Origin of the sequence: Micromonospora sp. NPDC048894 (assembly GCF_040649765.1) — a bacterium.
Lineage (GTDB): Bacteria > Actinomycetota > Actinomycetes > Mycobacteriales > Micromonosporaceae > Micromonospora > Micromonospora antibiotica.
Genome location: NZ_JBEZFY010000003.1, coordinates 285,563 through 311,244, shown reverse-complemented (window position 1 = coordinate 311,244; position 25,682 = coordinate 285,563). Strand labels below are relative to the sequence as shown.

The 25,682-nt window shown below is 75.6% G+C and carries 16 protein-coding genes; 5 read left to right on the top strand and 11 right to left on the bottom strand.

Annotated features, from left to right (window positions below):
- Positions 1-14: 14 nt before the first annotated feature.
- The 5 genes from AB0C22_RS08420 to AB0C22_RS08400 are packed head-to-tail and all read right to left on the bottom strand — an operon-like array spanning position 15 to position 12,198.
- Positions 15-1,886: a hypothetical protein gene (locus AB0C22_RS08420; RefSeq protein ID WP_357534254.1), complete on the bottom strand. Its 1,872-nt coding sequence runs from the start codon at positions 1,884-1,886 to the stop codon at positions 15-17.
- Complete coding sequence (locus AB0C22_RS08415; RefSeq protein WP_219462930.1) at positions 1,883-5,434, bottom strand: DUF5682 family protein; 3,552 nt, start codon at positions 5,432-5,434, stop codon at positions 1,883-1,885. The genes AB0C22_RS08420 and AB0C22_RS08415 overlap by 4 nt, the downstream gene beginning before the upstream one ends.
- Complete coding sequence (locus AB0C22_RS08410) at positions 5,418-6,581, bottom strand: AAA family ATPase (RefSeq protein WP_208566775.1); 1,164 nt, start codon at positions 6,579-6,581, stop codon at positions 5,418-5,420. The genes AB0C22_RS08415 and AB0C22_RS08410 overlap by 17 nt, the downstream gene beginning before the upstream one ends.
- Complete coding sequence (locus tag AB0C22_RS08405) at positions 6,578-11,326, bottom strand: hypothetical protein (RefSeq protein ID WP_357534251.1); 4,749 nt, start codon at positions 11,324-11,326, stop codon at positions 6,578-6,580. The genes AB0C22_RS08410 and AB0C22_RS08405 overlap by 4 nt, the downstream gene beginning before the upstream one ends.
- Positions 11,323-12,198 (bottom strand): DUF4132 domain-containing protein, encoded by an 876-nt coding sequence (locus AB0C22_RS08400; protein ID WP_208566777.1) that lies wholly within the window; start codon positions 12,196-12,198, stop codon positions 11,323-11,325. The genes AB0C22_RS08405 and AB0C22_RS08400 overlap by 4 nt, the downstream gene beginning before the upstream one ends.
- 609 nt (positions 12,199-12,807) lie before the next feature.
- Here AB0C22_RS08400 and AB0C22_RS08395 point away from each other — a divergent pair.
- The 3 genes from AB0C22_RS08395 to AB0C22_RS08385 all read left to right on the top strand — a co-directional run bounded on the left by AB0C22_RS08395 (position 12,808) and on the right by AB0C22_RS08385 (position 17,189).
- The gene (locus AB0C22_RS08395) at positions 12,808-14,166 is read left to right on the top strand and encodes a nucleotide sugar dehydrogenase (RefSeq protein ID WP_357534249.1); all 1,359 of its coding nucleotides are present in this window, start codon (positions 12,808-12,810) and stop codon (positions 14,164-14,166) included.
- A gap of 1 nt (position 14,167) precedes the next feature.
- Positions 14,168-15,544 (top strand): glycosyltransferase, encoded by a 1,377-nt coding sequence (locus tag AB0C22_RS08390; protein ID WP_357534247.1) that lies wholly within the window; start codon positions 14,168-14,170, stop codon positions 15,542-15,544.
- 112 nt (positions 15,545-15,656) lie between these two features.
- On the top strand, positions 15,657-17,189 hold the full coding sequence (locus tag AB0C22_RS08385) for a polysaccharide deacetylase family protein (protein WP_219462948.1): 1,533 nt from the start codon (positions 15,657-15,659) through the stop codon (positions 17,187-17,189).
- A 49-nt stretch (positions 17,190-17,238) separates the two neighbouring features.
- On the opposite strand, the gene AB0C22_RS08380 is transcribed toward AB0C22_RS08385, so the two are convergent.
- The 4 genes from AB0C22_RS08380 to AB0C22_RS08365 all read right to left on the bottom strand — a co-directional run bounded on the left by AB0C22_RS08380 (position 17,239) and on the right by AB0C22_RS08365 (position 21,631).
- On the bottom strand, positions 17,239-18,822 hold the full coding sequence (locus tag AB0C22_RS08380) for a DUF4139 domain-containing protein (protein WP_357534245.1): 1,584 nt from the start codon (positions 18,820-18,822) through the stop codon (positions 17,239-17,241).
- 163 nt (positions 18,823-18,985) lie between these two features.
- Entirely contained in the window at positions 18,986-19,507 is a 522-nt protein-coding gene (locus AB0C22_RS08375; RefSeq protein ID WP_357534243.1) for an LUD domain-containing protein, read from the bottom strand.
- Positions 19,497-20,948 carry a lactate utilization protein B gene (locus AB0C22_RS08370; protein ID WP_357534241.1) on the bottom strand — a complete coding sequence of 484 codons (1,452 nt, stop codon included), beginning with the start codon at positions 20,946-20,948 and terminating at the stop codon, positions 19,497-19,499. Before AB0C22_RS08370 ends, AB0C22_RS08375 begins: the two co-directional genes overlap by 11 nt.
- Positions 20,945-21,631, bottom strand: a complete 687-nt coding sequence (locus tag AB0C22_RS08365; protein WP_208566784.1) for a (Fe-S)-binding protein — start codon at positions 21,629-21,631, stop codon at positions 20,945-20,947. The genes AB0C22_RS08370 and AB0C22_RS08365 overlap by 4 nt, the downstream gene beginning before the upstream one ends.
- Before the next feature lie 201 nt (positions 21,632-21,832).
- On the opposite strand from AB0C22_RS08365, the gene AB0C22_RS08360 reads away from it, so the two are divergent.
- Positions 21,833-22,570, top strand: coding sequence for an SDR family oxidoreductase (locus AB0C22_RS08360; protein ID WP_219462955.1), 738 nt, complete (start codon positions 21,833-21,835; stop codon positions 22,568-22,570).
- Positions 22,571-22,732: 162 nt separating this feature from the next.
- Here AB0C22_RS08360 and AB0C22_RS08355 read toward each other — a convergent pair whose 3' ends face one another.
- Positions 22,733-23,572 carry a fumarylacetoacetate hydrolase family protein gene (locus AB0C22_RS08355; protein ID WP_357534239.1) on the bottom strand — a complete coding sequence of 280 codons (840 nt, stop codon included), beginning with the start codon at positions 23,570-23,572 and terminating at the stop codon, positions 22,733-22,735.
- 71 nt (positions 23,573-23,643) lie between these two features.
- Here AB0C22_RS08355 and AB0C22_RS08350 point away from each other — a divergent pair, with 71 nt between their 5' ends.
- Entirely contained in the window at positions 23,644-24,294 is a 651-nt protein-coding gene (locus tag AB0C22_RS08350; protein ID WP_357534237.1) for a hypothetical protein, read from the top strand.
- A gap of 151 nt (positions 24,295-24,445) precedes the next feature.
- Here the strand turns inward: AB0C22_RS08350 and AB0C22_RS08345 are convergent, their stop codons facing one another.
- Complete coding sequence (locus tag AB0C22_RS08345) at positions 24,446-25,375, bottom strand: sulfite exporter TauE/SafE family protein (RefSeq protein ID WP_208566788.1); 930 nt, start codon at positions 25,373-25,375, stop codon at positions 24,446-24,448.
- Positions 25,376-25,682: the final 307 nt, after the last annotated feature.

Sequence of the window (25,682 nt, the reverse complement as noted above, 5' to 3'; positions counted from 1 at the left end):
CCGGGCGTGGACGGTCACGGCAGCCAGGACGCCTCCGCCGACGCCCGAGACGCCGCCTCCTCGTAGACCGCCAACGCCAGCCAGGACGCGGCGAACGCCTGCCCGTCGTCGTCGGTGAGCCGCCCGAAGGCATCCCGGGGTCGGGCCCGGGCCGCCGATCCCATCGCGGCGAGCAGGTGCGCGCCGAGGTCCAGGCGGGCCAGCCGCAGCTTCCGTTCCGTCGGGTCGGCCAACGCCTGGATCGCCCGGCCACCCGAGACGACCCGCTCCACCTGCCGGCGCAACGACTCCAGGGCGGGATCGCCGAGCCGGGGACGCGGCACGGCCGGGTCCGGGGCCGCGAGCCGGTCGGGCGGTGGCACCGCCGCAGCGTCCCCCGTCCTGAGCTGGCTCGTGTGCAGCCGGTCGTAGCCGAGATCGGCGTGACCCGCCCAGCTCGCCGGCAGGGTGAGCCCCGGCCCGTCGTCGTCGACCGGTCCCACGGCGAGCGCCTGGACGGTCGCCCGGCGGGTCGGATCGAGCCGACCCACCAGGCGCAGCCGCGCCCCCACCGCCTGCCCCAGCAGGCGCAGGTTGGCCCGGTGCGGCAGGGCGGCGTGCTCGTCGGCGACGGTCAGCGTCAGGACCGCCCCGTCGGCGGTGTCGACCAGGACGGTGTGGTCGTGCCCACCCAGCACCCGTACGGTCAGGAAGAGCAGGTCGGCACCGGCCGGGCGCTCCGGCAACGGCAGGGTCACCGCGCCGAAGGCCCGCCGGACCTGGTCGGGCAGGGGCTGCGCCCAGAGCCCGGCGAGGGGTTCCTCGGCCCAGCCCACCCCGGCGGCCCGCGCCGCCCGGACCGCCCGCCCGGCACCCAACTGCCCCGACTCCGAGGCGGTGCCGCCGGACACCACCAGCCCGGCCCGGGTGAGCTGCCGGTGGCTGAGCCCCGACTCGCCCACCGCCACGGTCGCGTCACCCGCGCCGGCGGCCCGGCCCGCGTCACCCGGGGCGAGATCGGCGACCGTCCAGAGTCGACCGTCGCGGTCCGCCAGGTAGGTGACCACCCCGGCGTACCCGGAATCGGCCACCACCGGGACCGTGCAGAGCCCGTACAGTCGCAGGCCGGCCTGTGGGTCGTAGGTCCGCCGGGCGGTGCCCAGCAACGCGCCGAGGTCACCGGCCGGCGTCTCCCCGCGCAGCCGGCGGGACACCGCCAGCAGCTCCCGCAGGTCGTCGGTCAGGTCGGCCAGCCGGTGCTGGGGTTCGCCCTCCCGGGCGGCCCGCAGCCCGGCCGCGACCCGGGTGCCGGCCGCGGCAGCCCGGTGCAGGCCGTTGGCCCGGGCCTCGTGCACCGCCCGCAGCAGGGCGGTCCGCAGCACCACCCCGCAGCCGACGATCCCCGCCCCGAGCACCGCCACGCCCACCTGCCACAGCCCGTCGGCGGCGGCCCGCTGCCGCTCGGTGGGCGCGGGCGGCGACCCGGCACCCTCCGCCACCGCGTCACCGGTCACCCCGGCGGGCGGTTCGGTCGCGCAAGCCGGATCGACGGGCCGGCCGGCGGCCGCGTCGTCCACCCGGGCCGCGTCGTTCATGGCAGCCGCGTCGTCCACCGGGGCCGCGTCGTCCACCGGGGCCAGGGCGAGCACCGCCATCCGGTGCAGGCAGTTCGGCGCGAGCAGGCAACTGCACCGGGCGTCGGCGGCGCGGCGCACCACCCCGTCGGCCGTCACCAGGGTCACCGTGGTCGCCTCGTCGACCCGGACCGTCGCCCCGCCGTCCGTGCCGGTGACCGGCCAGCCAGCGGCCCGGGCGACCGCGTCGTCGACCTTGCGGCGCAGCCGGGCGGGCAGCGCCTCCAGGGCCTCGGCCAGCACCGGCGCGGTCACCGGCGGCAGGCCGGTCACCGCCGCACCTGCTCGCCGACCCACCGGGCCAGCTCCAGCGGGCTCAACGCGGCGACCGGCATCCCCGCCGCGACCAGCTGACCCGCCGCCGCGACCGAGTAGCGGGGACGGCCGGTGTCGTCCAGGCTGGCACAGCCCAGCACCTGACAGCCCGCCTCCACCAACGCCCGGGTCTCGGCCAGCAGACCACCCATCGGGTACCCCTCCTCGAAGTCGCTGATCACCACCACCATCGTCCGCTGCGGCACGGTGACCAGGGACCGGGCGTAGCGCAGCCCGGCCGCGATGTGCGTGCCCCCGCCGACGCTGACCTCCAACAGCAGGGCCAGCGGGTCGTCCACCCGCTCGGTCAGGTCCACCACCTCGGTGGAGAAGGCGACGAAGTGCGTGCTCAGCGCCGGGACACCGGCCAGCACCGCGGCGGTGAGCGCCGACCAGATCACCGACTCCTCCATCGAGCCGGAGACGTCGACGACGAGCACCAGCCGCCAGTCCACCCCCCGGCGGGCCCGGGTCCGGAACACCGGCCGCTCCGGCACCAGCGTCACCCGGCCCTGCCCGTCGCGGCGGGCGGTGGTCAGGTTGGCGCGCAGCGTCCGGGGCAGGTCCAGCGGGCCACCCGGCCGGTAGGTGGGGCGGGGGGTCGTCAACCCGGTCAACGCCGGGCGCAGCCGGGCGGCCAGCTGCCGGGTCAGCTCCGCCACGATCCGGGCCACCAGCGGGCGCAGCCGCGCCACCGTGGACTCCGGCAGCCCACCGGCGAGGGTGAGCACGTCACGGAGCAGCTCGACCGACGGGCGCACCGCCGCCGGGTCCAGTTCGGTGACCGCGTCCAGCCGGCCCGCCTCCACCGCCCGGGCCAGCACCTCCTCGCGCACCCCGGGGCCGAACAGGGCGGACAGTTCCTGCGCCCACTCCCGTACGCCGGGGAAGGACGCCTCCCGGCCGGCGCGACCGGCCGCCTCGGCACCGGCCCCCTCACCCCGGCCGGCCCCGTACAGCTCGTCGAGCGCGGTGGCGTAGCGGCGGGCGCGCGGCCCGACCCGGGTCGACTCCCGGCCGAGCACCAGCCGCCACCGGTCCACTGTCGACAACCCACCGGCCGGGGTACGCCGGACGGCCGGCCGCGTCGCGTCGGTGACCGTCGGCGGCTGCGGCGACGGGTCCGCCGGCTCGGCGGCGAGCAGACCCTGCGCCAGGAGCGCCCGGCGGCCCGCCGCGTCGGCGTGCAGCCGGACCAGCAGGGCGTCCGGGTCGTCGAGCACCGCGACGTCGGCGGTCGGACCGGTGTCGTCCAGTCGTTCCCGGACCACGTCCAGCAGCCGGTCCCGCCCGGCCGGGCTGACCACGTGGAAGCCGGCGCGCAGCGCCGGCAGCCGGATGAGGAACTCCTCGTCGGGCAGGGTCTCGACCCGTTCCAGGAGCCCGTCGAGCACCTCGTCGCTGGCCCGTAGCAGCGGTTCGGCGGCGACCAGCAACCCGGTCAGGTGGCCCTGCAACTGCTGGCGTCCGGTGGGCGTCGTCGCGGTGTCCAGCCAGGACGTGACGAGCCGTCCGTAGGCGGCCGGCTCCCGCAGGCCCAGCAGGACCTGGACCGCCCCGGCGGCGGCGGCCATCAGCGGCGAACCCCCGGTGGCGAGCCGGGCCAGGCAGTCGGCCAGGCGCAGCCCCGCCCCGGCGACGTCGGCCCGCTGGGCGAGCGTTGCCAACGCCTCCGCGTCGGATACGTCCTCGGCGCCGAGCAGCCCGTCGACCTGCCGGACCGCCGCGCTCTCCAACGCCTCGACGACCCGGCCCAGTTCGTCCGCCGGCAGCTCCGATGTGCCTGGCAGGTGGCCGAGGCGCAACCGGTCGAGCAGCGCCAACGCGGCGACCAGTTCACCGAGGGTGCCTTCGGCCGGTACGGTGACCGCCACCTCGGCGAGCCGGCGGGCGGCCAACCCGGCCAGGTCGCACCGGGCGGCGTCCTCCAGCCCGGCGATCAGGGCGGTCACCGTCGGTCCGTCCTCGGCCCGCTCCCGCCGTCGCCGCTGCACCAACGCGCCCTCGGCGGCCTGGCCGAGGGTCACCCCGTGCAGCCCGGCCACCTCGATGGTCGCCTCGGTCCGGGGCGACCACTCCACCCGCCAGCGGGTGGTGACCGGGTCGACCCCGCCGACCCCCGTGCCGGCGACCGGCGTGGCGTAGCCGACGCCACAGACCGTCAGCCGGTGCAGGGTGATCTCCCGCCGCCGGTCCAGCGGCGAACGCAACGGGTCCAACCGCAGCTCCCTGGCTGGGTCGCCGGCCCCGGGCAGGCGCAACCGGGCCAGCAGTTCCCGCACCGCCGGGGCCAGCCCGGAGCGGGGGGCACCGGGGGCCAGCGCGCCGCGCCGGTCCCCGACGAGTACCTCCTCCATCGCGCGGGCCACCGCCCGACCCCGACCGAGCACCTCGCCGTGGGCCAACACGCTCTGGATCGCCTCGACCAGTTCACCCCGGCCCGGTGCGGGCAGGCCGCGCAGTCGGGCCAGGTCGAGGGCGAGCCGGACCGTCTCCCGGGCCTCGCCGGGACCGGCCGGGTGGCCGGCCCGCCGGATCGCCGCGCAGACGGCCACCACGGCGGCGGTCGTGGCCGACTCGACCGCGGCGGGGTCGCCGGCGGCGGTGAGGACCGACTGCTGCCACTGCGGATCGCGGATGCCCGCCGGATAGCCCGACCGGGCGTCGAGCAACCCGAACGTGTACGGCACCAGCGACGTCACCACCGACGACGCACCGGCCGGCCCGGCCCGGGACGGGGCCGGCGCACCGGTCAGCAGCGCCGGGGCGTGGAACGCGCCGACCAGGGCGGCGACCCGACGCTGCCCCGCCTCCGCCAGGCACTGCCGCATCCATGCCTCCCGCCGCAGGTCGAGGGGGGACACCCCGGTCCCCCGTTCGGCGTCGGCCCGCATCGCCCAGCCGACCGCGAGCGCCGCCCGGCGTACCGCCTCCGGGTCGGCGCCCGGGGCGCGGGCCTCGACCGACCGGTCCCACAGGTCCTCGTCGGCCCGCCCGCTGCCCGCCGCGCGCAGCGCGTCGGCGAACGACAAGCCCGGCGTCGGGGCGGCACCCGGCTCGCGCTCCCCCCAGGCCGCGTCCGCCAACGGCAGGTCACACGGTACGACCGGAACCCCGTTACGGGCGGCCCAGCGCACCGCCACCAGTTCCGGGGAGAAGTCGGCGAACGGGTAGAACGCCGGTCCCCCGCCCTCGCCGACCACCCCGGCCAGCGCCACCGGGGCGGTGGTGGCCGGGTCGGCGAGCCACGGCAGCCACTCGCCGAGTTCCGGTGGGAGTTCCAGGAGCAGCACCTCGGGCCGGTACCCGGCCAGCAGCCGGGGCAGGGCCACCGCCAGCGCGGGCGAGTGGTGGCGTACCCCGATCAGGTAGGGCCGCCGGTGCCCGGCCAGCGCGGTGACCGCGACCGTGGGGTCGACCGGTTCCGCCGGTGGCCCGGCGGGCACCTGCGCGGCGCGCGGCGACGGCGGCCCGGCCGGGGACGGCGGTTCAGTCGGCGAGGACATCGCGCAGTTCCCAGAGTTGCCGCCACAGCCGCGCACCGTCCTCGGCCCGCCGCCGCACCGCGCCGTCCCAGTAGCCGAGCAACTTGGCCCCGTCGGCCGGGTCGTCCTTGCGGACCACGCCGAGCAGGTGACCCGGCAGCAGCGACAACACGTCCCGGTCGCCGGGGAAGTAGGCCGCCGCCAGCGCCAGCGACGATGCGACCGCCACCGCCTCGGCGGTGCTCATCACGGTGGAGGGCCGTTCCACCTCCCAGCCCTCGACCGACCGACCCGCGCGCAGGTCCCGGAACGCGGTGACCAGGGCCTCCAGCACGGCCTCGTCGACCGCGAAGGGGGCCTGCACCCGCTCCAGCGTGGCGCGGGCCTGCCGCTGCACCAGGGCGATCTCCTGGGCCAGGTCACCGATGGGGCCGACGGTCTCGAAGTTGAACCGGCGCTTGAGCGCCGCCGACATCTCCGACACCCCCCGGTCACGCAGGTTGGCGGTGGCGATCAGCGTGAACCCGGGCGCGGCGGGGACGGTGGCGTCGGCGGTGCCGGACAGCTCGGGCACCGCGATCCGCCGGTCGGACAGGATGGACACCAGCGCGTCCTGGACCTCCGGCAGGCAGCGGGTGATCTCCTCCACCCGGGCCACCGCGCCGGTACGCATCGCGGACAGGATCGGCGACGGCACCAGCGCGGCGGCGCTCGGCCCGTGCGCGAGCAGCAGCGCGTAGTTCCAGCCGTAGCGGAGCTGGTCCTCGGTGGTGCCCGCGGTGCCCTGCACGACCAGTTCGCTGCTGCCGCAGATCGCGGCGGACAGCAGCTCCGACAGCATCGACTTGGCGGTGCCCGGTTCGCCGACGAGCAGCAGGCCCCGCTCCCCGGCGAGGGTGACGACGCAGCGTTCGACCAGTGCCCGTTCCCCGACGAACTTGGCGGCCACGGTCAGGGTGCGGGGCAGGTCGTCACGGCGGGCCTGTCGGGGCAGTTCCAGCGGGACACCGGCGCTGCCGACGATGAACGTGACGACGGCACGGGGGGTCAACCGCCAGCCCGGCGGCCGGGCCCCGTCGTCGTACGCGGCGAGGAACGCCAGCTCGGTGGCGTGGGCGTGTTCGGCCGGCTCGACCTGACGCGCCGTCGGGGTGGTCGTGGTGGTCATCGGCGGCCTTCCGTAACGAGATCGTCGAAGCGGGGTGCGTCGCCGTCGCGCAGCCGGGCCCAGGCGAGCGCGAACAGGCGGGGCGGTGGGGCCACCGGGGAGACGATGCCGAGGGCGGTCACGCCACCCTCGCCCCCGATCAGCAGCGGGAGTTTCCACCGTTCCAGCGGCAGCAGCGGCGCCTTGAGCGCCAACCAGCCGCCGGGCAGGAACAGCGACCGCCCGGCCCGGGGCCGTTTCGCCACCACGACGTGACCGGTCGCGGCCAGCTCGGCGCGGGCCGCCTTGAGTCGGGCCGGCTTCCAGCCGGTCCACCGGGCGACGTTGCGGTCGGTCGGGTCGGGCAGGGCGAGCAGTTGCAGGTAGAGCGCCGCGGCGTCGGCACCCAGCCCGAGCGTCGTGGCGACCGTGGCGACCAGTTCAGGGTCGGACCGGGTCGGGTCCTGCGCGAAGCCGTCGTCCATCGCCGGGACGACGTGCGACACCACCTCGGTGAGCTGGCCGCCGACCAGCGCCCGCAGCGCCGCGAGCAGCTGCTCGTTGACGTGGTCGAGGCGGGCCCGCAGCACGGCCACCGCCGGATCGTCCGTTGCGGACAGCCGGGACGGGTACAACCGGACCCGGTGCCAGCGGTCGGTCGGCGGGATCAGCACCGGGCCGACCTCGGTGCCGGCCGGGCCGGTCGTCACCGGCAGGCCGAACGCGGCGGTGAACGCCGGCAGCTTCGTGCCGTCGACGTGCCCGACGAAGACGGTGAAGCCGGGGTCGGCCAACCGCTGCCGGGCCAGGTCGGCGGCGACCGGCAGCGCCGCCCGGATCGGGTCGTCGACGGCCAGGTGGTACGCCAGCCACGGCAGCGTCCTGGTCAGCGCGATCAGCGCGTCGTCGTCGTCGACACCGGTGCCGGACCCGGCCAGCCAGCGGCCGGTGGCCGCGTTGGCGACCCAGTGGAGCACCGTCGAGGCCGGCAGCGGGCTGGTCACCCCGGCCCGGTCCACCTGAACGATCAACTCGTCGGACACGGGTCGCCGTGGCCCGTGCCGCCGCACCCACTCCTCGACGATCAGATCCTGCCGGGGCCCGTCGACCCACAGCCGCGCCGCGTCCTCGGGGATCAGCCGCCCGAGCAGGTTGGCGAAGACCTGCCGGCCGCGACCGCCGGTGCCCCAGAACCGGGCCGCCGCGGCGGGGGCGGCCGGGTCGGGCAGTTCCAGGATGGTCAGCAGTTCGGCGGGGGCCCTCTCCCACACGAGCCGGGGCAGGCCCGCCAGCAGCAGCACCGCCTCGGAGTAGCTCATGCCCGCCGCGTCGGACAGGGTGCGGGCCCACTCCGGCTGCCACTCCATCGGCTCGTTGGCCCGGGCGAGCCGGACGAACTCGTCGATCCGCTGCGGCGTGACGTCACCGGTCGGCAGGATCCGCTCCTCGGTGATCCGGAAGCCGGACACCGCCGAGAACCGTCCGGTCGGCGTCCAGTCGAGCACGTCGAGTTCACGGTCGTCGGTGTCGACGGCGAGCACCAGCAACCGCCGGCCGGCCTCGGTCAGCACCTGTCCCCGGACGTGGTCGAGCGGCTGGTTGCCGTCGGCGACCAGGGTGACCCGCCGCAGTCGGCTGCCCGGGGCGAGGAGCCCGGAACGGGCGCACACCTCCAGCAGCGTCAGCAGCGCCTCACGGACCTCGGACAGGCAGATCGGGGCCACCGCCCGGTACATCGCGGCCGGCAGTACCCCCAGCAGGTCGAACCAGTCGAGGTCACCGTCCAGCTGGACCCGGGCGGCAGGCATCGGGTCGGTGCCGGTGAGCGCGGCACCCGCGCGGGAGATCAGCCGCAGGGAGCTGTCCTCCGCGGCGTAGCAGTACTGGATCAGCCCGGCGAGCCCTTCGGAGAGCAGCCGGTCGACCGCCGGTGACCCGGTCGGGGCCTCCTGCGCCGGCAGCGCGTTGTCCTGCTCGCCGTCGAGCACGGCGGCCAGCGTCCGCAGCCGCGTCACCTGCTCGGCGGCCCGGGTGACGAGCCCGGCGACCCCGGCGACGAGGGCGGGCGCGGTGAGCTGCGGCAGGTGCCGGCCGACCAGGGCACGCACCTGGTCGGCGTCCAGCCCGGCCGCGTCGGCCAGCAGGGCGCCGGCCTGCGCGTCGGTGACGTCGCGCAGCGCCGCCGAGCCGGCCTCGTCGCGGGGGCGCAGGAAGTGCCAGTACTCCGGCGGCGGCACCAGCCGGCTGCCGGCGGCGAAGGCGGACCGCTCACCGCCGGACGGGTAGCGCCCGAGCAGGAAGCCGTCCTCGGCGCAGAGCAGCAACTCGCCGTTGGCGCCCCGGCCACCGTGCAGCAGTCCGAAGGTGGTGTCCGCGCCGGGGAACCGCACCGCCGCCGCGAGCCTGCCGTCGGCGGCACCCGCCGGCAGGGCGAAGGACCGCCCGTTCACGGCTTCGCCGGACCAGCCGCCGTCCGCCCCGCGCCGCACCCGCCAGCCGGCCAGCCCGTCGGCGCGGCCCAGCGGGCTGTCGGACGACTCGGTGGGGCGCAGCCAGGACGCGCCGGCGTCGAGGGGTCGACCGTCGACGGTGCCGTCCTCGAAGAACGTCGGCCGGGAGAACCGTCCACGCTCGCCCGTCGTGGGGTCGTACTCCTGCCAGCCCAGCGGGTGGTCGGCGGCGCGTAGCCAGTAGGTGGTGCCGTCGCTGATGACCCGGCCACCGGTTCGCTCGGCCCGGTCGCCGACCCGCAACGGACGCCGCCCCATGGTGCGCCCGCCGCCGGGCAGCGGCAGCGACAGCTGGGGGTAGGTGGTGAAGGCGTCGTCGGCGAGGGTGAAGACGTCGTCCGGGGTGCCGCTCCAGTAGGCGGCCCGGTCCCGGCCCCGGTCCCAGCAGACCAGCAGTTGCCCGTCGACGTGGCGCAGCACCAGCCGCCAGCGGTACCGGTTCTCCCCGGCCGGGATCCGCATCAGGTGTTCCTGCTCCACGGCGTCCGGCCCGATGACCGTCACCAGGTCGCCGGTGAGCAGCAGCAGGTTCGGCCACTGCCCGGTGAGCTGCACGTCCGTGGTCGACTCGGTGAGCCGTTCGGCGGCGGTGTCCAGGGCGGGCCAGCCGTACTCGTCGAGCAGGCCGCAGCGCAGCGTACGGCCGAGGACCGGGCCGAGGTCGTGGTCGACGAGTCGGCGTACCGCGTCGGGGTTGACGGCGAAGCCGGTCGGGCAGGCGACGGTACCGACCCGGTCGAGGTGCTGGTCGAGTGTCGGCAGCCCCTGCCGCCCGACGGCGTCGGCGAGGGTGTCCAGCCAGCTGCGCAGGGCGGTCCGCAGGCCGGGCACCGCGACGATCTCCCGTACCCGGGGCGTCGGGTCGCGCTGGTCGCGCGCGCCGGTGCGCAGTCGCCGTTCGACGCCCTCGAGCAGCATCGGCAGGAACCGGGGGTCGGCGGCGACGGCGACCAGGTCACGCCGGCCGTCGGTGTCGTCGGAGAACCAGTTGTCCAGCCGGTGCCGGACGTCGCCGGCCGGATCCGCGACGGGCACCCCCAGCGCCAGGCAGGTGTCGAGCAGGTCGAGGTCCACGGCGTCGTGGGCGCGGCAGAGAACGACCGGCACCCCGTCGGCCTTGAGCCGTCCCGCCATCCGGTCCACCAGGGCGAGCAGCCCGGGGTGCCGCTTGCGGACCCGCCACGAGCGGCGTTCCCGGTGCTCGTCGAAGCGGCGCAGCCAGCCGGCGGGTCCGTCCGGCGACTCGGCCTCGGCGGGGACGCCGCCCGCCGGCCCGGTCAGCGCCTGGGTGGCGCCGGCCGACTCCAGCACCTCCAGCCAGACGTCGTCGCCGCAGTGCTGGGGGGTCAGGCCGAGCAGCCGGCCGCGCAGGGCGGGATCGTTCGCGGCGAGCCGGGCCAACGACGCCCGGTAGGCGTTCCAGAACGCCTCCGGCGCCCGGTTGAGCGCGGGCGCGGCCAACAGTTCGCCGAGTACCCGCTCGTCCTCGGCGGCCGGGTCGAGCCCGGCGGCGCGGGCCAGCCGGCGCAGGTCGGTGTGCATCGCCGCGTACGGGGGCAGGCCACCCAGGGTGCGCTCCACGCACAGCCGCAGGAACATCGCGTACGCGTCGGCGGCGGAACGCCGGGTCGCGAGGTCCCGGGCGTGACCGGAGAGCGCCTTCGCGGTCAGCGCCCCGGCCAGCGCGAACTCCAGGAACACGGCGTGCTGGCGGTCCTCGTCGATGGTCAGCCCGTAGGCGCGTTCGGCGTCGCGGGCCTTGCCGAACATGCTCGCGGCGTGGGTGACGCTGTCGGCGGCGAGGAACGCCCGACCGGCCTCCTCGTAGAACGTGGGCAGGAAGTGCGGCACCGACCGGGCCAGCCGCTCCCCGAGGGCGTTGAAGCCGTCCTTGGCCGGGCCGACCCGGGAGCGCGCCGTACGGGCCAGCCGCTCGATCTCCTTGACCAGGGCCAGGGCGTGGTGCCCGTTGGCCGGGTCGTGGACCAGCGCCCAGGCCGGGAAGCCGAGCGCCTGCTGGCGGACCACGCCGACCGGGGTCACCCGCTGCGGCCGGTCGAAGCCGAGGAACTCCATGGACAGGTCCTCGGCCTCGCCCAGCGCCTCGCTGACCAGCCGGACCACGGTCCGTCCGGCGAGGACGGGGTGGGTGTACCGGCGGGCGGTCAGGGTGTCGGTGGTGTCGTCCTTGGCCACCACCGTGCCGACGGGCAGCACCGCGCCCGCCTCCAACAGGTCCATCGCGTCGATGCTCACCGGTCCTCCTCCTGCTCTGCTGCCACGACCCGGCCGGCGTACAGCGCGGCGGCCATCCGGGTTCCCTCCGACCAGGCCACCGGGCCGACCGCGCCCAGCGGCAGGGCGGTGCCGTGCCGGTCGGTGAAGACGAGGTCACCGGTCTCGGTCTCGAAGTACGGGTCCTCCGCGCCGACCCACGACCGGGCCTCGACGGTGCGCCCGTCCTCGACGATCCGGCACACCGCGTTGCCGCCGCGCACCGGGTAGCCGAGCTTCGTCGCGCGGGCCGTCAGGTGGCGCAGCTGGTCGTACCGGCCGCCGGCGTAGTCGCCGAACCGGGTCGCCGTCGCGTCGACCTGCGGCCCCCGGACCCAGGTCTGCCGGAAGAGCTGGTCGACGGACTGGCGGACCTGGAGTTCGGCGGCGAACTCCCGGAGGTCGTCGAGGTCGTCGAGGGTGACCGGGTGGGGGATGACGATCCGTCGGGCGGCCCGGCGGACGGAGTCACCGTCGAGGTCGACCAGCCCGACCTGACCGTCGCCGACCTCGCGGAGCAGACCCACGCCGTCCGGGTCCCGGTGGCCGTCGTCGTCGAGCACCACGACGACGAGGTCGGTCAGCGCGGTGCGCCACGCCTCGTCCGGCCACACCTCGGTCAGGACCGCGACCGGCACCGGCAGCGAACGCACCATCCAGCGTTCGATGTCCGTGCGGCACTGGCCCTCGTGCCGGGTCAGCCACTCGGTGAGCTGACGCAGCCCCACCACGGTCGGATCGTCGCGCAGGGACGCCGGCACGGAACGGAGTTCCCGTCCCTTGGCGTTCCGGGCGACGACATCACCATCGCGGAGAGTGACCTGGTAGCCACCCGACACCTCTGACCATCCCATGTGGACACCCCATGGCTCGGTGGGTTAAGACACCGGAGGCTAGCCCACCCGGGCGACAAAGCCGGGCCGTCGTCCCGTCACGCGGCGGCACCCAGCAGCCGGCACCGCTGCGTCACCGTGGGTGACCATCGACGGGGGTGCCCGGAGTACCCGTCGGAGCAGCCGGGCGACACCACGCCCGCCCGTCGCCCCAGGCGGCGGCAGAGACGGTGAACCACACGGATCGCCGGATCGCACCCGTCCCGCCCGGGCGCTCCCGGGGCGACACGCGGGGCCGTGGAGCCGGGGAACGGCCGACCGGTCGGACCGCCGGCCCCGGCGGGTTGCGCACGATCGACGGCTCACCGCCAGTGATGATTCTTACTCCGCACCGACCGGTGACAGCGGTGGGACGGGCGGGACCCATGATGCGCCGGAGACCACCGCCGGTCAGGACTTCCAGGTGGCAACACCGCTTCCGGGCAGGTAACACGCCGAAAACTGACCGAAAGGACAGTCACCGACCGTAGCCTTTTCGCTTCGTGACGACTGTTCGTCGGACAGCCGACGGGGGTGGGCTAGTCGCACTCTTGGGTCATCCCCGTTCACCGTCCGTGAGGGTCACCGACCATGTCGCAGCTTCTGCCCGCCGCCCGGTCCGACGTCCCGACCAGCGCCCCGACGGCCCCGGCCGCGCCACCGGAGCCGGCCACCGCCACCACCGCCCCCGGGGCGCGTACCGCCGTGGTGGGCCTCGGTTACGTGGGCCTGCCGACCAGCCTGGCCCTGGTCGCCAGCGGCTCCCGGGTGATCGGGGTGGACATCTCACCGGACCGGCTCGACGACATCCGGGCCGGTCGCGCCGACCTGCTCGACGACGACCACGACCGACTCCGGGAGACGTTGCGGGCCACCGATCCCGCGCTGCGCCTCACCACCGCGGTCGGTGAGATCGCCGACGCCGACACGGTGCTGATCTGCGTACCCACGCCGGTCGACCGGCACCTCGCCCCCGACCTCGCCGCGTTGCGGGCGGCCTGCGCGGCGGTGGTCGCCCACGCCCGCCCCGGCCAGACCATCGTGCTCACCTCCACCAGCTACGTCGGCACCACCCGGGAGCTGCTGGTCGCGCCGCTGGCCGCCCGGGGCCTGCGGGTCGGGCAGGAGGTCTTCGTGGCCTTCGCCCCGGAACGGGTCGACCCCGGCAACGACCGGCACCGCCAGGAACTCACCCCCCGGGTCGTCGGCGGCACCACCCCGGACTGCACCGCACGGGCCGCCGCCGCGCTGTCCCGGATCACCCCCCTGGTGCACCGGCTCGGCTCCCCCGAGGCCGCCGAGATGACCAAGCTGCTGGAGAACACCTTCCGGGCGGTCAACATCGCCCTCGCCAACGAGTTCGCCGACCTCTGCCGGGACCTGCACCTGGACGTCACCGAGGTGATCGACGGGGCGGACACCAAGCCGTACGGGTTCATGGCCTTCCAGCCCGGCCCCGGGGTGGGCGGGCACTGCATCCCCTGCGACCCGCACTACCTGCTGTGGCAGGTACGCGGCCAACGCCGCGAGGCGCCCCTGATCGAGACCGCGATGCGGGGCATCGCCGCCCGCCCCCGCCGGGTCGTCGACCGGATCCGGGAACTGCTCGCCGGGGCCGGCCGCCCCCTGCTCGGCGCCCGGGTGCTGCTCGCCGGGGTGACCTACAAGCCCGGGGTGGCCGACGTACGGGAGTCCCCGGCGTTGGAGATCATCGGTGAGCTGGTCCGGGCCGGCGCGGACGTCGGCTTCGTCGACGAGCTCGTCGACACGGTCCGCACCCCCGACGGCCAGACCCTGCACCGGGTCGCCGACCCGGCCGACCGGGAGTGGGACCTGGTGGTCGTGCACACCCGCCAGTCCGGCCTGGACGAGGCGTGGCTGCGCGGGCAGCCGATGGTGCTCGACGCCACCTACCGGCTGGCCGGGCTGCCCCGGCGGGAGGTCGTCTGAGATGCCGGTGACCGCCCCCGTCCGGCGTGGCCTGCGCCGGCTGCTCACCGTGCTCGCGTTGCTGCCGCTGATCGTGCTGCTGGCCCGGCAACTGCCCCAGTTGCCGTACGCCCCGCTGCTGGCGTTCTACGGCTTCGCCGTGCTCACCGCCACCGTCGCCGTGTTCTACCTGGCCTACGCCCGCTACGTCGACCCCGCCGAGGCCCCGGCGCAGCCCCGGCACACCGCCTCCTTCCCGCCGCTGCCGCCGGCCCCGACGGTGAGCCTGCTGGTGGCGGTGAAGGACGAGGCGGACGGCATCGAGGCGTGCGTGCGGTCGATGACCGGCAGCGACGTCCGCCCGTTGCAGGTGATCGTGGTCGACGACGGCTCCACCGACGGCACCGCCGAGGTGCTCGACCGGCTGGCCGCCGAACTCCCGGTCACCGTGCTGCACCTGCCGCGCAACGTCGGAAAGAAGCGGGCCCTGGTGCACGCCGCCCGACACGCCACCGGCGACGTGCTCGCCTTCACCGACTCCGACTGCGTGCTCGCCCCGGACGCGTTGGGCCGCTGCGTCGAGGCCCTGCTGCGGCAACCCGACCTCGGCGCGGTCAGCGGCCACGCCCGCGCGCTGAACCCCGACGAGTCGCTGCTCACCCGGGTCCAGGACGTCTGGTACGAGGGCCAGTTCCGGGTTTCCAAGGCTGCCGAGGCGTCGTTCGGGGCGGTCACCTGCGTCTCCGGCCCGCTGGCGGTGTTCCGGCGGGAGGCGGTGCTCAACTACCTGCCCGCCTGGGCGGCCGACCGGTTCCTCGGCGGCGAGTTCCGGTTCGCCACCGACCGGCAGCTCACCGGCTACGTGCTGGGGCAACGCTGGATCGGCGACCGGCTCAAGGCGCGCTTCGCCGACTCGCCGTTCGTCCGCGACGAGGACCACCCGCCCCGCGCCTGGCGGGTCGGCTACGTGCGTTCGGCGAAGGTGTGGACCACCGTGCCGGCCCGGCTGCGGCCGTTCCTGCGTCAGCAGACCCGCTGGAAGAAAAGCTACGTGCGGAACCTGTTCTTCACCGGCACGTTCATGTGGCGGCGGGGGCCCGGCCCGGCCGCGCTCTACTACGGACACGCGCTGTGGGTGGCGCTGGCCCCGGCGATGGCCTTCTCCCACCTGGTCTGGGCGCCGCTGCGCGGCTGGTGGGCGGTGCCGCTGCTCTACCTGTGCGGGGTGCTGCTCAAGGGCACTGCGTGGGGGCTGGCCTACCGGCTGGACAACCCGGGTGACCCGCGCTGGGCGTACCGGCCGTTGATGAGCGTGCTCTCCGCCACCATGTTGTCCTGGTTGCTGCCCTGGTCGGTGGGGACGATCCGGCGTGGCGTGTGGTCGCGGAGCACGGTGTGAACGCCGGGCGGCGGTCGCTGAGCCGGCTGGCCCGGGTGGCGCTCACCCTCGCCGGGGCGGCGGTGCTGGTGCTGCTCTACGCGGTGGTCTTCTCCCGGGGCGAGGTGCTCCGGTGAGCCGGCTGTGGCCCCGCACGCTCGGCGGACTGCTGTCGCTGGTGACCCTGCTGGTGGTGGCGGCGCCCTTCGGGGTGTCCTGGTACCTGGCCGACCTGCGCCGTCACGTCAGCGGGCAGCACGACACCCCGGTCACCCGGGTCGACCCCGCCGACCTGCGCCGCTTCGCCGAGACGGCCGGGCGGCTGCCGGAGCGGGCCGCGCCGGTGGTGGTGGCCTACCACGACATCCGACCGCACGGCGACGACCCGGCGGCGACCACGCCGGGCGGCCGGGAACACTACGTGGTCACCCCGGAGGCGTTCGACGCCCAGCTCACCGCACTGCGCACCGCCGGCTACCGGACGATCTCCTCGGCCCAGTACGTCGACTACCTGCGCGGCGGCGAGGTGCCGGCCCGTTCGGTCTACCTCACCTTCGACGACGGCACCCGGGGCCTGTGGTCGTACGCCGACCCGATCCTGCGCCGGCACCGGATGGTGGCCGCCTCCTACCTGATCACCGGGCAGGTGGGCACCCACCGGCCGTACTACCTGAGCTGGGCGGAGATCGACCGGATGCGCCGCTCCGGCCGGTGGGACTTCCAGGCGCACACCCACGACCTGCACACCCGGGTGCAGACCGCGCCAGGGCGGCTCGGCTCCCCGCTGACCCACCGGCGGTGGGAGCCGACCACCGGCACCCAGGAGAGCCTGGCCGCCTACCGGCAGCGGCTGACCGCCGACTTCGATGCGATGTTCGCCGCGTTCACCACCCACGGGTTGCCCCGGCCGCGCCTGTTCGCGTACCCGTTCTCCGAGATCGGGGACGCGACGACCGACCCGCAGGCCGCCGCGTTCAGCCGCGACCTGATCGCCGCCCGGTTCGTCGGCGCGCTGACCAACAAGTCGCTCGCCCCGCAACCGGGCAGCCGCCGGTCGGCGGCCGACGGGCAGGTCGAGCGGGCCGAGGTGTACGCCACGACCGACGCCGCCGAACTGGTCAGCGCGGTCGTCGAACGCACGGGTGTGCCGGCCGGGGTGACCGACCCGTTCGCCCGCGCCTGGGACTGGCGCGACCAGCACGGCGAGCCGATGACCGACCTGTCCCCGCTGACCGGCGGCCGGTTCCCCGCCGACAGCCCCCGCCGCGCCTACGGCACCCTGCTCGCGTACGCCAGCGCGGACTGGACCGGCTACACGGCCGACGCCACGGTGCGTGGCCTGCGTGCCGACGGCGGCACGGTGACCGTGCTGGTCGGGGTGAACGGTGACGCCACGGTGTCGGTGCGGGTGGCCCACGGCCGGGTGGCGTTGCTGCGCGCCGGCCGGGTGGTCGCCGAGGCCGCGCTGGATCCGGCGGCCACCCACCGGCTCGCGGTCACCGTGCGCGACGGGGAGACGGTGGCCCGGGTCGACGGCGGCCCGGCCCTGCGGGTGGTCACGCCCACCGGGCCGGGGGCCACCGGCGGGCTGGCCGTCGCGATCGACGACGCGCAGGGGCGGCCCCACCCGTCGGTCGCCGCGCTCACCGTGACGGCCGTCGGGTGACCGCCGTGACCCGCCCGGCCGGCCGGGCGGGTCACGGCGGGAGCGGCGGTCACTCCCGCCAGCCGGCCAGGTCGACCCCCTTGCCGAGTTCGACCCGGAAACCGAGGGTGATCTCGCCGCTCTCGCCCGGGCCGAGCCGCAACCGCCAGGTCAGCTCGCCCAGCTCGGTACGCTCGTCCGGCGGCGGGGTCAGGGCGGCCTCCCGGACCGCCACCGCCTCGTCGCGGGAGACCGGCAGCTGGTCGTGGACCTCGACGGTCGCCGGCCGGGGGGTGTGGTTGGCCACGCTGATCCGGTACTCCACGTCCCGCCGCCGGGTGGAGCCGAGGGTGGCCCGGGTGTCGGCCCGCCGGGTCAGCTCCCGTTCCACCCGGACCCGGTCGTCCACCCCGAGCGCCAGCTCGGTCTCCTCGTCGGGCGCCCACGTCGGCAGCCGGGTGGCGGCGACGAAGTCGGCACCGTGGAAGACCGCCGCCGGGCCGGCGCGCAGGGTGTGCGCCGAGGTGTTGCGGACCGTCGCCCGCAGGTGCGCCTCGGCGGCCCGGACCGGCACGGTCACGTGGTCGAGGCGGACCGGCAGGTCCAGCACGGCGATGACGGCCCGGTAGGCGCTGCCGTCGGCGGGCACCGCCACCGGGCGGGCCGGCCGGTAGGTGGCCGCGGTGACCCCCTGCTCGACCTCGGCCACGCTTTCCCGCACCACGGGGCGCGGGGCGCCCGCGCGGGCCACCCCACCACCACCGGCCGGGGCGGCGGCGGGCGCGGGGGGCGGTGGTGCGCCGAAGCTCGCCGCCGTCCGGGGCACCGGCACCGGCCGGACCCGGTCGAGATACCAGGGCGACAACTCGGGTACGCCGGCAGCCACCGCCGGCCGGGCGGTCGAGAGTTGCAGCGCGCACTGCGGCCAGTCTTCGCCGGTGTCCTGGGTGACCAGACCGAACCAGGTGACCGTCATGGTCTCCTCGACCAGCCGCAGGTCGTAGGAGGATTCCCAGCGTGCCCCGTCGACCAGGTAGCTCAGCTCCAGGTCCACGTCGGTGTCGTCGGCGTCCACCGCCACCGTCACCTCGGCGGCCAGCCGGTCCGGTTCCCGTTTGCCGTTCGCGGCGGCCAGCTCCCGTTCGACGGCCGCCAACTCCTCGGTCAGCTCGGTGCGCTGCCGGGCCAGCCCACGTCGACGGCGGTGGGACTCGGCGAGTTGGGCGGCCACCGCGTCGGCGAAGGTGGCCACGTCGGTCGGGGCGGTGTCACCGGCGGCCAGCGTGCGGGCGTACGTGCCGCCGGCCCGGTCGGCCAGCCGGGTGAGGAACTGTCGTCGCTGCGTCTCGACCTCGGCGTCGTCGTCGACCTCGGCCAGGGCGTCGGCCAGTTCCCGGGCCCGCCGGGTGAGCGTGTCGACCTGACCGTCGGTGCTGCGGGGCTGCCGCCAGGTGCTCACCTCCACCCCGAGGACGGTGACCGCGCCCCCGCCCCCGGTGCGCAGGGAGTCCCGGCGCAGCCGCAGCGGCAGGGGGGCGATCCGGATCCGGTGTTCCCCGGCGGTCAACCGGGTGCTCCCCCGGCGGGTGACCCGGGCCCGGTCCGGATAGACGGTGACCGCGACGACGGGTGCTTCGATCTCCACAGCGTCCACGGCGGCGAGGGTAGCCGGGGTGCGCTCGTGGCCCGCGCTGCCGGTCCGTGGGGGAACCGCTTGATCGTGCTCGATCCCGGAGGTGGTCCCCTCCGTCGCGGCCGGATGCCACTACGACACGGATCGAGCGCGATCATGGCGGGGTCCGGTGGGCCCGGCCCGGCTACCCCGGGGGGAGGCAGACGATGTCGAGGCGGCGGGGGCCGTGCACGCCCTCCACCCGGTTCAGCTCGATGTCGCTGGTCGCGGAGGGGCCGGAGATCATCGTCAGGGGGCGGGTGGGGTCGGGCAGCGCGATCACCAGGTCGGGCACGTCGGCCACGATCTGCGCGGCGCGGACCACGCAGACGTGGTGGTCGGGGACCAGGGTCAGCAACCGGCGGCCCTGGGCCGCGCCCCCGTCGAGGACCAGGGTGCCGGTCTCGGCGACGGCGAGTGCGCAGCCGGTGAGCACGGCCAGGCCGGGGGCGTCCAGCTCGGTGGCGGTGAGCATGTCGCCGGCCAGGGTGGGCGGGCCGAGCCGGGTGGTCCACTGCGGTGGTGTCCCGGGCGGCAGCACCACGGCGGTCGCCCCGGCGAGCAGGGTGGCGAGCAGCCCGGGCAGTTCCGCCGGGGTGCAGGGGTGCACCCCGGCGTGGTGGTCCCCGGCCCGGGCGACGAAGAGCGCGGTCAGCTCAGGAGTCATGGGTGCGGTGCCACCAGTCGCGGAAGGACTCCTCGGCGGGCAGTGGGGCGTCGCGGTGCGTCGTCCACGCCGACAGGGGCCACGGGGCGCGGCGCAGCCGCCCGCCGTGCCGCCGGCCCAGCACCCGCAGGGGCCGGCCGCCGGAGCGGGCCGCCCGCAGCGCCGCCCGCCACCGCCGACGGTCACGCATCGTCCAGGCGAGCCACGCCATCGCCACGCGTTCGGCGGCCGGCTTCGGCCCCGTCTGGCGCAGGTGGACCAGGATGGCCGGGATGTCGATCTTGACGGGGCAGACGTCGTAGCAGGCCCCGCAGAGCGTCGAGGCGTACGGCAGGGTCGCGTTGTGGCCGGCGTCCTGCCCGGTGAGCTGGGGCGACAGGATCGCCCCGATCGGCCCGGGATAGACCGAGCCGTAGGCGTGGCCGCCGACCCGCTCGTAGACCGGGCACACGTTCAGGCAGGCCGAGCAGCGGATGCAGCGCAACGCCGCCCGGCCCACCGGGTCGGCCGCCACCCGGCGTCGGCCGTTGTCCAGCAGCACGACGTGCAGCCGACGCGGCCCGTCGCCGGGGGTCACCCCGGTGAAGATCGAGGTGTACGGGTTCATCCGTTCGCCGGTCGACGAGCGCGGCAGCAGCCGCAGGAAGTCACCGAGATCGGCGAAGCGGGGCAGCAGCTTCTCCACCCCGACCACGGCGATCAGGGTGTCCGGCAGGGTCAGGCACATCCGGCCGTTGCCCTCGGACTCGACGACCACCAACGAGCCGGTCTCGGCCACCGCGAAGTTGGCCCCGCAGATCGCCACCCGGGCCGCCAGGAAGGTACGCCGCAGATAGTCCCGGGCGGCACCGGCCAGCACCGCCGGATCGTCCGAGTCGGCGCGGAAGCCGGGCATCCGCCGGGCGAACAACTCCCGGATCTGCCCCCGGTTGTAGTGGATCGCCGGCACCAGGATGTGCGACGGGGTGTCGTCGGCGAGTTGGACGATCAGCTCGGCCAGGTCGGTCTCCACCGCCGTCACCCCGGCCGCCGCCAACGCCTCGTTGAGGCCGATCTCCTGGGTCGCCATCGACTTGACCTTCACCACCTGGTCGACGCCCTGCGCCCGGACCAGGTCGGTGACCACCGCGTTGGCGGCGGCGGCGTCCGTGGCGTGGTGCACGGTCGCCCCGGCGGCGGTGGCCGCCCGCGTGAACCGGTCCACCAGCTCGGGCAGCCGGTCGAGCACGTCGTCCTTGACCCGGGCCGCCCGGTCGCGCAGCTGCTCCCAGTCGGGCACCTCGGCCACCACCGCGGCCCGCTTCTCCCGGATGGTGCGGGTGGCCCGGCCCAGGTTGGCCCGTAGTTGGGCGTCGCGCAGCGCACCGGCCGCCGCCCGGGGGAACGGGGTGACGGCCACGATGGGCAACTGCCGGCCCGGCGGGGGGTGTCGGGTGCTCATCCCACCGCTCCGGCCCCGGTCGCGGCGAGGATCTCGGCGTAGTGGACGGGTCGCGGGGCACCGGGCCGGCGGGCCAGACCACCACCGATGTGCGCCAGGCAGGAGCTGTCGGCGGCGGCCAGGTAGTCGGCCCCGGTGGCCACCGCGTGGGCGCACTTGTCGGCGAGCATGGCACCGGAGACGGCGGCGTTCTTGAGCGCGAAGGTGCCCCCGAAGCCGCAGCACTGCTCCGGCTCGGGCAGGCCCAGCAGTTCCAGGTCACGCACCGCGCCGAGCAGCCGCAGCGGCCGGTCGCCCAGCCGCAGCATCCGCAGCCCGTGGCAGGTCGGATGATAGGTGACCCGGTAGGGGAAGCGGGCCCCCACGTCGGTGACCGCGAGCACGTCCACCAGCAGCTCCGACAGCTCGTACACCGGCAGTCGGGTGTGCGCCCGCAGGTGGGCCACGCAGGAACCGGACGGGGAGACGACGACGTCGTGGCCGGCGAACGCCGCCTCGGTGCTCTGCTCCAGCGCGCGGGCCGGGCCCGGATAGCCGGTGTTGGCGTGCAACTGGCCGCAGCAGCTCTGCCCGGCGGGAAAGGTCACGGTGTGGCCGAGCCGCTCCAGCACCGTCACGGTGGCGATGCCGACGCGCGGGAAGAGCGCGTCGTTGAGGCAGGTGACGAACAACGCGATGCGCACCGTGCCCCCTCACCGCTCCCGGCCGCGATCGAAGAAATCGTATATGATCTATGGCGTCCGGTGCGAGGTGCGATGTGCTGCGGTCCCGGCGGCCGGGCGGGCGGCTGGCCCGCCGATCGCCACGGCACACCGGCCCCGGTGGACGTCCGGTGCGGGTGGGGCGTCCGCCGGTCCCTGTCGCCCGTGCTACGAGGTGCCGAGATGACGGATTTCCACGGTCTGGTGGCGGCGGTCACCGGCGGCGGTTCGGGCATCGGCGCGGCGGTCGCCGACCTGCTGGCCGCGCGTGGGGCCCGGGTCGCCGTCCTCGACCGCGACCCCGGTGCGGGCGGCGGGCACCTCCGGCTCACCGCCGACGTCACCGGCCCGCTGGACGGGGTCATGGACCGGGTCGCCGCGACCCTGGGCGGTCTCGACGTGCTGGTGAACTGCGCGGCGGTCAGTGCGGTGGGGGCGGTGGAGGCCGCTGACGACGCCGAGTGGCACCGCTGCCTCGACGTCAATGTCGTCGGGGTCGCCCGGGCCTGCCGGGCCGCCCTGCCCCACCTGCGGCGTTCGACCAGCGCCGCCATCGTCAGCATCACCTCGATCGCGGCGACGGCGGGGCTGGTCGACCGGGCCGTCTACTCCGCCACCAAGGGTGCGGTGCACGCACTCAGCCTGGCCATGGCCGCGGACCTGGTGGGCGACGGCATCCGGGTGTGCACGGTGGCGCCGGGCACGGTGGACACCCCGTGGGTGACCCGGCTGCTCGCCGGGGCCGGGGACCCGGCCGCGGAGAAGCGCCGGCTCGCCGCCCGGCAGCCCACCGGCCGGCTGGTCACCGCCGACGAGGTCGCCCAGGCGGTGGCCTTTCTCGCCTCCCCGCTGTCGGGGGCGACCACCGGCACCGCGCTGGCCGTCGACGGCGGCATGTCGGGCCTGCGGCTGGTCCGCTGATCCGGGCGGACGGCAGGGCCACCCGGGCAGCGGTCGCCGGCTCCCGTCGGACCGGTGCCCGCTCCCGTGGGTCTGGCGCCCGGCTCCCGTCGGACCGGTGCCCACTCCCGTCGGACCGGTGCTGGCCCGTCAGAATCGCCGGCAGCGGCTCCCCGCCGCCGGTCAGGCCGCCGCCATGGTGACCCGTTGCCGGCCCAGCCCGTCCACCTCGACCTCCACCACGTCACCGGGCCGCAGGTAGGGGAACCGGCCGGACAGGGCCACCCCCTCCGGCGTACCGGTGTTGATCACGTCACCGGGGTCGAGCACCGTGTACTGCGACAGGTGCCAGATCAGGTACGCCACATCGAAGACCATGTCCGAGGTGCGGGAGTCCTGCCGGGGCTCGCCGTTGACCCAGGAACGCAACCCGAGATCCTGCACGTCGGCGATCTCGTCCGGGGTGACCAGCCACGGGCCGAGCGGCTGGAAGGTCTCACAGGACTTCCCCTTGGACCACTGGCCACCGGAGTCACGCAGCTGGAAGTCGCGCTCGGACACGTCGTTGGAGACCAGGTAGCCGGCGACGTGGGCGAGGCTCTGCGCGGGCGACTCCAGGTAGCGGGCCCGCCGGCCGATGACCACGGCCAGCTCGACCTCCCAGTCGGTGGCGGTCGCGCCCCGGGGCACCAGCACGTCGTCGTACGGGCCGACCACCGTGTTGGGTGCCTTGTAGAAGATGATCGGGGTCTCGGGCGGGGCGGCACCGGACTCGGCGGCATGCGCGGCGTAGTTCTGCCCCACGCAGAGCACCGCGCCGGGCCGGGCCACCGGCGGACCGACCCGCAGGCCGGTGACGTCCACCTCCGGCAGGTCGCGGGCCGCCCGGACCCGGGCCGGGCCGTCGGAGGCGAGGAAGGCGGCGTCGATGTCCGTGGTCAGCGGGGACAGGTCGTAGTGCCGGCCGTCGGAGTGCAGCACCGGCCGCTCCGCGCCGGCCGGGCCCACCCGCATCAGCTTCATCCGGTCCCCCTCCACTGACGACAGTGCACGCTATCCTGCCCGATGCCACTGCGACCGGGGACGAGGCACACATGGATCCGCAACCCAGCACGGGGTTACGGCAGGCGGTACGCACGGGTGCGCTGGTCCTCGCGGGCCTGCTGACGGCGACCGGTTGTTCGGGCACCGCCGAGCCCGTCGCCGCGAGGTCGGCCGGGGCGTCGCCGCCGCCCCCCGACCCCGCCGTGCCGCGGCTGGACAAGCCGACGACGGTGCTGGGCACCTGGAACGAGTCGCTCGACCGGCGACTGACCATGGTCGCCCAGAGCACCATGTCAGGGCTCAAGCCGCTGCTCGACGGTGAGCCGGGCAGCGCGGTGGGCACCGCCTACATCCCGGTCAAGGAGGAACACTCGGCCGAACTCGGGCTGTACCGACCCGGCGACCGTCGGGTCGTCCTGCTCAGTGGGGTCTCCGGCACGGTCCCCGACCCCGAGCGGGCCCTGGACCAGATCTTCGCCCGGCTCACCGCCATCACGGATGTGACGCCGGTGCCCCCGGGGCCGGTCGGTGGGTCCGCCCGCTGCGGGCACGGCCGCAGCGGGGGTGTCTGGTTCGACGTCTGCGCCTGGGCCGACCGGCACACGCTCGGTGTGGTCCACCTCGCCGACTTTCCGCAGACCGCCCAGCCGCAGGAGATCTTCCGGCAGATCCGGGCCCAGGCCGAGCACGCCGCGCCCTGAACCACGCCCGCCGGCGGCACCACGGTCGGCGGCGCCACGGTCGGCGGCCCGACCCCAGCAGCAGTCGCCGGCCGGACTGCGACGCCCGGGGTTGCCGGCGGCTCCCCGACCTGCCCGGGGCCGGGGGGTCGGGGAGCCGCCGGCCGCCCGGTCAGCTGGACGTGGTGGCGGGTTCCCCGGCACCGGCCTCCGGTCCGACGGCGACCGGGGTGGCCTGCCGGTCGGCCAGGTGCCGACGCAGTGACCAGGTCACCGCGGCCACCCAGAGCACCACGACGATCAGGTAGCTGGCGTAGCGGACGGCGTCCGGCGCACCGATCCAGTCGCTGCGCAGCAGGGTCCGGATGTTGGTCAGGACGATGACCCCCCCGACGGCGGAACCGAGCACGCGGGGCGGGACCAACCGGACGAGCCAGGCGGCGATCGGCGCGGCGATCATGCCGCCGAGCAGCAGCGCCCCCACCCAGCCGAAGTTGATGTTCTCCGAGCCGATGCCGACCAGGAAGCCCAGGCTCGCGGCGACCGCCACCAGGAACTCGCTGGTGTCGATCGAGCCGATCACCCGGCGGGGCTCCAGTCGGCCGCTGGCCAGGATCGCGGGCGTGCCGACCGGGCCCCAGCCCCCGCCACCGGTGGCGTCGACGAAGCCGGCGACGAGCCCCAGCGGCCCGAGGAAACGCTTGCGCAGGGGCAGCCCGACCCGGTCGCGGGGCAGCCCGGCGACGGTGAACCGGATCAGCACGTAGAGGCCGAGGGTGAGCAGGATCAGCGACATGATCGGGGCCGCGGTCGCGGTGGAGAGGCTGGACAGGAAGGTCGCGCCGGCGAACGCCCCCACGGCGCCCGGCACACCGACCCGGCGGACCACCGTCCAGTCGACGTTGCCGAACCGCCAGTGCGCGGCACCCGAGACCAGGGTGGTGCCGATCTCGGCCAGGTGAACGGTCGCCGAGGCGCTGGCCGCGCCTGTGTTGAGGGCCAACAACAATGTGGTGGATGTCACGCCGTACGCCATCCCGAGGCTGCCGTCGACCAGTTGCGCACCGAGGCCGACGAGGGCAAGAAGAAGCAGGCTACGCACAATTACCGCCGATCCGGAAGGTGAATGGGGAAAGTCGGCCCGGCTAGGGCGGATCACCGTGGCGGTGACGGACGTCCCGGCTGGTCGGGGCCTGTACGGGGGTGGGCACCGCTGGCGGAATCCCCCGCAGATCGCTTGCGCCGACCCGCAGGAGGGGGATCGGCAGACAGCGCGTGAAACGTTCGTTAAGTGAGTACGTCGACTGTCGTCAAAGCTTGGCGTTTGACCAGCCCAGAGCCGTTATCGGCGACACCGGCGGGGCATCTTCGCGCGGCCGGTGGTCACCGCCGAGGTCAGCGGCGATGGG

Coding starts and splice junctions, on each gene's coding strand:
- AB0C22_RS08415 (WP_219462930.1), bottom strand. CDS start 5,434: ATGTCCTCGCCGACTGAACCGCCGTCCCCGGCCGGGCCGCCGTCGCCG.
- AB0C22_RS08355 (WP_357534239.1), bottom strand. CDS start 23,572: ATGAAGCTGATGCGGGTGGGCCCGGCCGGCGCGGAGCGGCCGGTGCTG.
- AB0C22_RS08350 (WP_357534237.1), top strand. CDS start 23,644: ATGGATCCGCAACCCAGCACGGGGTTACGGCAGGCGGTACGCACGGGT.
- AB0C22_RS08375 (WP_357534243.1), bottom strand. CDS start 19,507: ATGACTCCTGAGCTGACCGCGCTCTTCGTCGCCCGGGCCGGGGACCAC.
- AB0C22_RS08370 (WP_357534241.1), bottom strand. CDS start 20,948: ATGAGCACCCGACACCCCCCGCCGGGCCGGCAGTTGCCCATCGTGGCC.
- AB0C22_RS08410 (WP_208566775.1), bottom strand. CDS start 6,581: ATGACCACCACGACCACCCCGACGGCGCGTCAGGTCGAGCCGGCCGAA.
- AB0C22_RS08395 (WP_357534249.1), top strand. CDS start 12,808: ATGTCGCAGCTTCTGCCCGCCGCCCGGTCCGACGTCCCGACCAGCGCC.
- AB0C22_RS08400 (WP_208566777.1), bottom strand. CDS start 12,198: ATGGGATGGTCAGAGGTGTCGGGTGGCTACCAGGTCACTCTCCGCGAT.
- AB0C22_RS08360 (WP_219462955.1), top strand. CDS start 21,833: ATGACGGATTTCCACGGTCTGGTGGCGGCGGTCACCGGCGGCGGTTCG.
- AB0C22_RS08390 (WP_357534247.1), top strand. CDS start 14,168: ATGCCGGTGACCGCCCCCGTCCGGCGTGGCCTGCGCCGGCTGCTCACC.